Raw genomic sequence first — 5,675 nt, forward strand, 5'->3', positions numbered from 1 at the left:
AGGTGGGCGCCGATCTCCGGGTCCGGCCGCTTGCCGTAGGCCGCTTCCAGGATGCGCCGGGCCTCGGCGACGTTGCCCAGGCGGTATTCGACCCAGCCCAGGCTGTCGGCGATGAACGGGTCGTCCGGCGCCAGGGCCACGGCCTTGAGGATCAGCTCGCGCGCCTCCGGCAGGCGCATGTTGCGATCGGCCCAGGCGTAGCCCAGCGCGTTGTAGGCGTTCTGGTTGTCGGGCTTGAGCTGGATCAGCCGGCGCAGCAGGCGTTCCATGTCGTCCAGCCGGTTGAGCTTCTCGGCCATCATGGCCTGGTCGTAGAGCAGGTCGCCGTCCTCGGGCGCGGCGGTGCTGGCCCGGGCCAGCATGTCGTAGGCGCTTTGGTAGTCCTTGGCGTCGCGCAGGAGCTGCACCTCGGCCAGCAGCTTCTGCCGGCGCTCGGCCTCGTTGCGCGCCGGCAGGCTGCGGATCAGCTCGCGCGCCTCGGCCAGCTTGCCCTGGCGGGCCAGCAGCAGGGCGCGCTGCGAGCGGGCGGCGGGCAACTGGTCGCCGCCCTCGATGCGCGCCAGCCACTGCTCCGCATCGGCATAGTCCTTGCGACGTTCGGCCAGTTGCGCGAGCAGGATGTAGGCCTGCGTCTGCCCGCGGCGGCGGTCGTCCGCGTCGCTCTGCTGCGTGGCGAGTTCCAGGTAGCGCTTCGCCGAGGCCTCGGCCTGCGTGTCCTGCCGGGCCTGCGCCTGCAGCGAGCCCAGCAGCAGCCAGGGCTCGGGCAATTCCGGCCGCGCCTGGGTGAGCGCCTGCAGTTCGGCGGAGGCGTCCGCATAGCGCCGATCGACCGCCAGGGCGCGCGCATAGGCGATGCGCGCCTCGGGCAGTGCCTTGGGCGACGCGAGGTAGCGCTTGACGATGGCCTCGGCCTCGGGCTGCGTCTCCATCAGGTCCAGCGCGAGCCCGACCGGCGCGTCCGCGCCGGGGTCGGCCGCCTGGCCCTGGCGTGCGGCGTCGAGCGCGCCGCCGGCGTCGCCGGCCACCATGCGCAGGCGGCCCACCGTGGTCCAGGCCAGGGCGGCCGTGGCGGGGTTGCGCAGGTCGTCGGCCAGCGCGCGCTCGATGACCGAGGCGGCGAGCTTCTTGTCGGCGGCCCGGCTGTAGTGGCGGACGATCATCGCCATGAGGGCGGGGTGCTCGACCACCGGGGTGGCCTTCAGCTCGTCGCGCAGCGGCGCCTCGGACTCGGCGAGGCGGCCGAGCGCGATCAGCACCTGCAGTTCGAGCCGGCGGGCCTCGCGCGCGTCGGGCAGGGCCTCGCGCCACAGGCGCGCCACCGTCAGCGCGGCCTCGGGCGAGCGCGCCAGCACCGCCACTTCGGCGGCGCGGCGGAACAGGGCGGGCTCGCGGGTGCGGCGGGCCGCGTCGAGCAGCATCTCGAAGCCCTCGCCGGGATCGCCGCCGGTGGCGTTGAGTTCGCCCACCAGAACCTCGTAGAACAGCTGGGCCGTCATGGCCGAGGGCCGGGCCGGACCGTCGTCGTCGGGCTTGTCCTTGTCCTTGCCGGCATCGCCGCGGGTGTCGGTCCGGGCGGCTGCGGTGGGTACGGCTGCCGGTGCGGCGGCAGGGGCCGGCGCGGCTGCGGAAGGAGTGGGAGGGGAAGGTTCGGGCGCCGTCGTCGTCTGGGCGCACGCCCCCAGCGTGGCGACCGTCGCCAAGGCGGCCGCCAGGCGGTATCTGCGGGGCGAAAAAAGCATCGAATCATAATAATCCAACCCCTTTCGGACGATGGCCGCAGCCGGGCAACCGGCCCTGGCTGCGCTGCGCCCTTTCGCTGGATTTCCCATGCCCGAACTCCCCGAGGTCGAAGTCACCCGGCGCGGCTTCGCCGACCGCATCGCCGGCGCGCAGGTGCTGGCCGTGCGCATGGGCAAGCCCCTGCGCTGGGGGCTGGGCGTGTTGCCGCAGGCGCTGGTGGGCCGCCGGGTGCAGGGCGTGCGCCGGCGCGGCAAGTACCTGCTCGTCGACCTGGACGAGGGTCTGCTGCTGCTGCACCTGGGGATGTCCGGCAGCCTGCGTTTCGACGCCGCGCTGCCGCCGCCGGGCGTGCACGACCACTTCGACCTGGCCACCACCGCGGGAACGTTGCGGCTGAACGATCCGCGCCGCTTCGGCGCGGCCGTCTATGTGGAGGCGCAGGACGCGCCGGCGGCGCGCAAGCTGCTGGACGGCCTGGGCATGGAGCCGCTGGAGGGCGGCTTCGACGCCGACGCCTTCCATGCCGCGCTGCGCCGGCGGCAGGCGCCCATCAAGCAGGTGCTGATGGCGGGCGACGTCGTCGTGGGGGTCGGCAACATCTACGCCTCCGAGGCGCTGTTCCTGGCCGGCATCCGGCCGACGCTGCCCGCCTTGCGCGTCTCCCGCCCGCGCGCGCTGCGGCTGCACGCCGCCATCCGCGACGTGCTCGGCCGAGCGGTGGAGCGCGGCGGCAGCAGCCTCAGGGATTTCTCGCACGTCGACGGCAGCAGCGGCTACTTCCAACTCGAGGCGATGGTGTACGGTCGTGCCGGCGAAGCCTGCCGGGTGTGCGGCACCCAGGTCCGGCAGATCCGCCAGGGCCAGCGTTCCACCTTTTTCTGCCCGGCGTGTCAGAAAAGTTGAAAAGCGGCTGAACGGTCGACATCGACCCTCCGAAAGGCGATGCCGGGCGGAAAAGCGAGTGTTATATTTTGTTAACCATCCACGTGGCAGGCCTTCTTGAGCGCGTCCTTCAACCAGCAATTCGACCAGCACGGTGCCTGGCGTCGCAACTTCGCGCACCGGCTCAAGTGGCTGGCCAACTGGCTGCGTGACAGCGACCTGCTGGACGCCGCCGTCGGCGAGCGCCTGCGCGAGCTGGAGGCGCAGATGCGCACCAGCAAGGTCATGGTCGCGTTCGTGGCCGAGTTCTCGCGCGGCAAGTCGGAGCTGATCAACGCCATCTTCTTCGCCGGCTACGGCCGCCGCATCATGCCGGCCAGCGCCGGGCGCACGACGATGTGCCCGACCGAGCTGGGCTACGACGCCGCCTTCCTGCCCTGCCTGCGGCTGCTGCCCATCGCCACCCGGCTGGAGGCGCATTCGCTGACCTGGTGGCGCGGCCGGGAGCAGGAGGCGCGCTGGACCGAGGTGCCCATCGACGTCGACGACGCCGAATCGCTCGCCGCGGCGATGCAGAAGGTGGCCGAGGTCGACTGGGTCAGCGTGGACGAGGCGCGGGCACTGGGCTTCTGGAGCGACGAGCATCCGCAGGACAACCCGGTGTGCGACGCCCAGGGCCGCGTGGAAGTGCCGCGCTGGCGCCACGCGCTGCTGAACATGCCGCACCCGCTGCTGGAGCAGGGCCTCGTGATCCTCGACACGCCGGGCCTGAACGCCATCGGCGCCGAGCCGGAGCTCACCGTGAGCCTCATCCCGCAGGCGCATGCGGTGGTGTTCATCCTGGGCGCCGACACCGGCGTCACGCGCTCCGACCTCGCCATCTGGCGCGAGCACCTGGTCACCGAGGGCGATCCGGGCGAGACCCGCATCGTCGTCCTGAACAAGATCGACACGCTCTGGGACACGCTGAGCGCGCCGGGCCAGATCGACGCGCAGATCGAGCGCCAGTGCCGCAACTCGGCCGACACGCTGGGCGTGCCGCGCGATCGGGTGATGCCGGTCTCGGCGCAGAAGGGGCTGCAGGCCAAGATCGAGCACGACGTCGCGCTGCAGCAGGCCAGCCGCCTGCCCGCCCTGGAGGCGGTGCTCGGCGAAGGGTTGCTGGGCCGGCGCGAGACCATGCTGCGCCTGGCGGTCGATGCCGGCATCGCGGCGTTGCGCGCCGAGGCCGCGCGCCTGCTGCAGGTGCGCCAGCGCGACCTGTCGGAGCAGGCGCTGGAGCTGCAGGGGCTGCGCGGCAAGAACAGCACCGTGATCCGCCACATGCGCGCGCGCATCGAGCAGGAGCAGGCCGACTTCGAGGCCAGCAACACCCGCATCCTGGCGCTGCGCTCGGTGCAGGCCAAGCTGCTGCGCGAGGTGTATGCCGTGCTGGGCAGCACCGCGCTCAAGGCTGACCTGGGGCGGCTGGCGGCGGCGCTGCGGCGGCCGGGCATCAAGCTCAGCCTGGGCAAGGTGTACGGCGCCACCTTCGATGCGCTGCGCGGCAACCTGCGCGAGGTGCAGGCGACCACGGCCGAGATCCAGGCCATGCTGCACGCCACCTTCCGCCAGCTCAACGCGGAGCACGGCTTCGCGCTGCAGGCGCCGGCCGAGCCCGACCTGAGCGACTTCGTGGCCGAGCTCGGGCGCATCGAGCAGAGCCACCTGCACTACCTGGGCGTGGGCAACGTGCTCAAGCTGGCGCAGCACGACTTCTGCGACAAGCTGGTGCGCGCCCTGGGCAGCCGGGTGCGCGCGGTCAACGAGGCGGCGATGGCCGAGGTGGAGCGCTGGTCCAAGAGCGCCGGCGCGCAGCTCGACGCGCAGCTCAAGGAGCGCCGCCGCAACTTCGTGCGGCGCATCGAGTCCGTCGAGCGCATCCAGCAGGCGGCCGGCGGCCTGGAGGAGCGGCTGGCCGAGATCCACGCCCACGAAGGGCAGCTCAAGGCCCTGAACGAGCGCCTGCAGGAGCTGACCGGGCTGCTGACCAGCCAGGAGCCGCCCACCGCGTCCGCCGCCGGCGAGGCCGCGGCGCGCGACGCCCTGCGCGTGGCGTGACCGGCGAGCACGCGGCGCTCGCCGCCGCCGCGCAGGCGCTTTCATCCGAGTTCCATCGCGAGCTGGTCGCCTGGCAGCGCAGCCACGGGCGCCACCACCTGCCCTGGCAGCGCACCCGCGATCCGTACCGCGTCTGGCTGTCGGAGATCATGCTGCAGCAGACGCAGGTGACGACCGTGCTGGGCTACTACGAGCGCTTCCTGGCCCGCTTCCCTGACGTCGCCGCGCTGGCCGCGGCGCCGGAGGACGAGGTGTTCGGCCTGTGGAGCGGGTTGGGCTACTACAGCCGGGCGCGCAACCTGCACCGCTGCGCGCAGGAGGTGGTGGCGCGCTTCGGCGGCCGCTTTCCGCACACGGCGGCTGAGCTGGCGACGTTGCCCGGCATCGGCCGCTCCACTGCCGCCGCCGTCGCTGCCTTCTGCTTCGGCGAGCGGGTCGCCATCCTGGACGGCAACGTGCGGCGCGTGCTGGCGCGGCTGCTGGCCTATGGCGGCGACCTGGCCGTGGCGGCGAACGAGCGCGCCCTGTGGACCGCCGCCGATGTGCTGCTGCCGCCCGCGGACCGGCCGGACGACATCGCCGCCTACACCCAGGGCCTGATGGACCTCGGCGCCACCATCTGCCTGCCGCGCCGGCCGGACTGCCTGCTGTGCCCGGTGCAGGCACTGTGCCGTGCCCGCGCCGGCGGCGACGTGGAGCGCTACCCGGTGCGCAGCCGCAAGCTGCGCCGCACGGCGCAGACGCTGTGGGTGCTGCTGGCGCAGCGGGAGGAAGACGGCGCGGTCTGGCTGCACAAGCGCCCGGCGCGCGGCATCTGGGCCGGGCTGTGGGCGCTGCCGGTGTTCGAGTCGCGCGAGGCGCTGCTGGCCGCCTGCCCGTCCGCAGCCGAGCCGCAGGATCTGCCGGCCTTCGTCCACGTGCTCACCCACAAGGATCTGCACCTGCATCCGGTG

4 protein-coding genes are annotated in these 5,675 nt (G+C 72.9%); 3 read left to right on the forward strand and 1 reads right to left on the reverse strand.

Translation table 11 applies throughout. The features are described 5' to 3' along the window. On the reverse strand, positions 1-1,700 hold a 1,700-nt coding region (locus ACIY1X_RS15605), incomplete at its 3' end, for a tetratricopeptide repeat protein (protein WP_399682051.1). A 127-nt stretch (positions 1,701-1,827) separates the two neighbouring features. On the opposite strand from ACIY1X_RS15605, the gene mutM reads away from it, so the two are divergent. The 3 genes from mutM to mutY all read left to right on the forward strand — a co-directional run. Then, on the forward strand, positions 1,828-2,643 hold the full coding sequence (mutM, locus tag ACIY1X_RS15610; RefSeq protein ID WP_399682054.1) for a bifunctional DNA-formamidopyrimidine glycosylase/DNA-(apurinic or apyrimidinic site) lyase: 816 nt from the start codon (positions 1,828-1,830) through the stop codon (positions 2,641-2,643). Between the two features lie 96 nt (positions 2,644-2,739). Next, complete coding sequence (locus ACIY1X_RS15615) at positions 2,740-4,722, forward strand: dynamin family protein (protein WP_399682056.1); 1,983 nt, start codon at positions 2,740-2,742, stop codon at positions 4,720-4,722. A gap of 62 nt (positions 4,723-4,784) precedes the next feature. Then, positions 4,785-5,675 (forward strand): A/G-specific adenine glycosylase (mutY, locus tag ACIY1X_RS15620; protein ID WP_399682071.1); only part of this gene is annotated, 891 nt, incomplete at its 3' end.

The organism is Xenophilus sp., from assembly GCF_044462705.1.
Lineage (GTDB): Bacteria > Pseudomonadota > Gammaproteobacteria > Burkholderiales > Burkholderiaceae_C > Xenophilus > Xenophilus azovorans.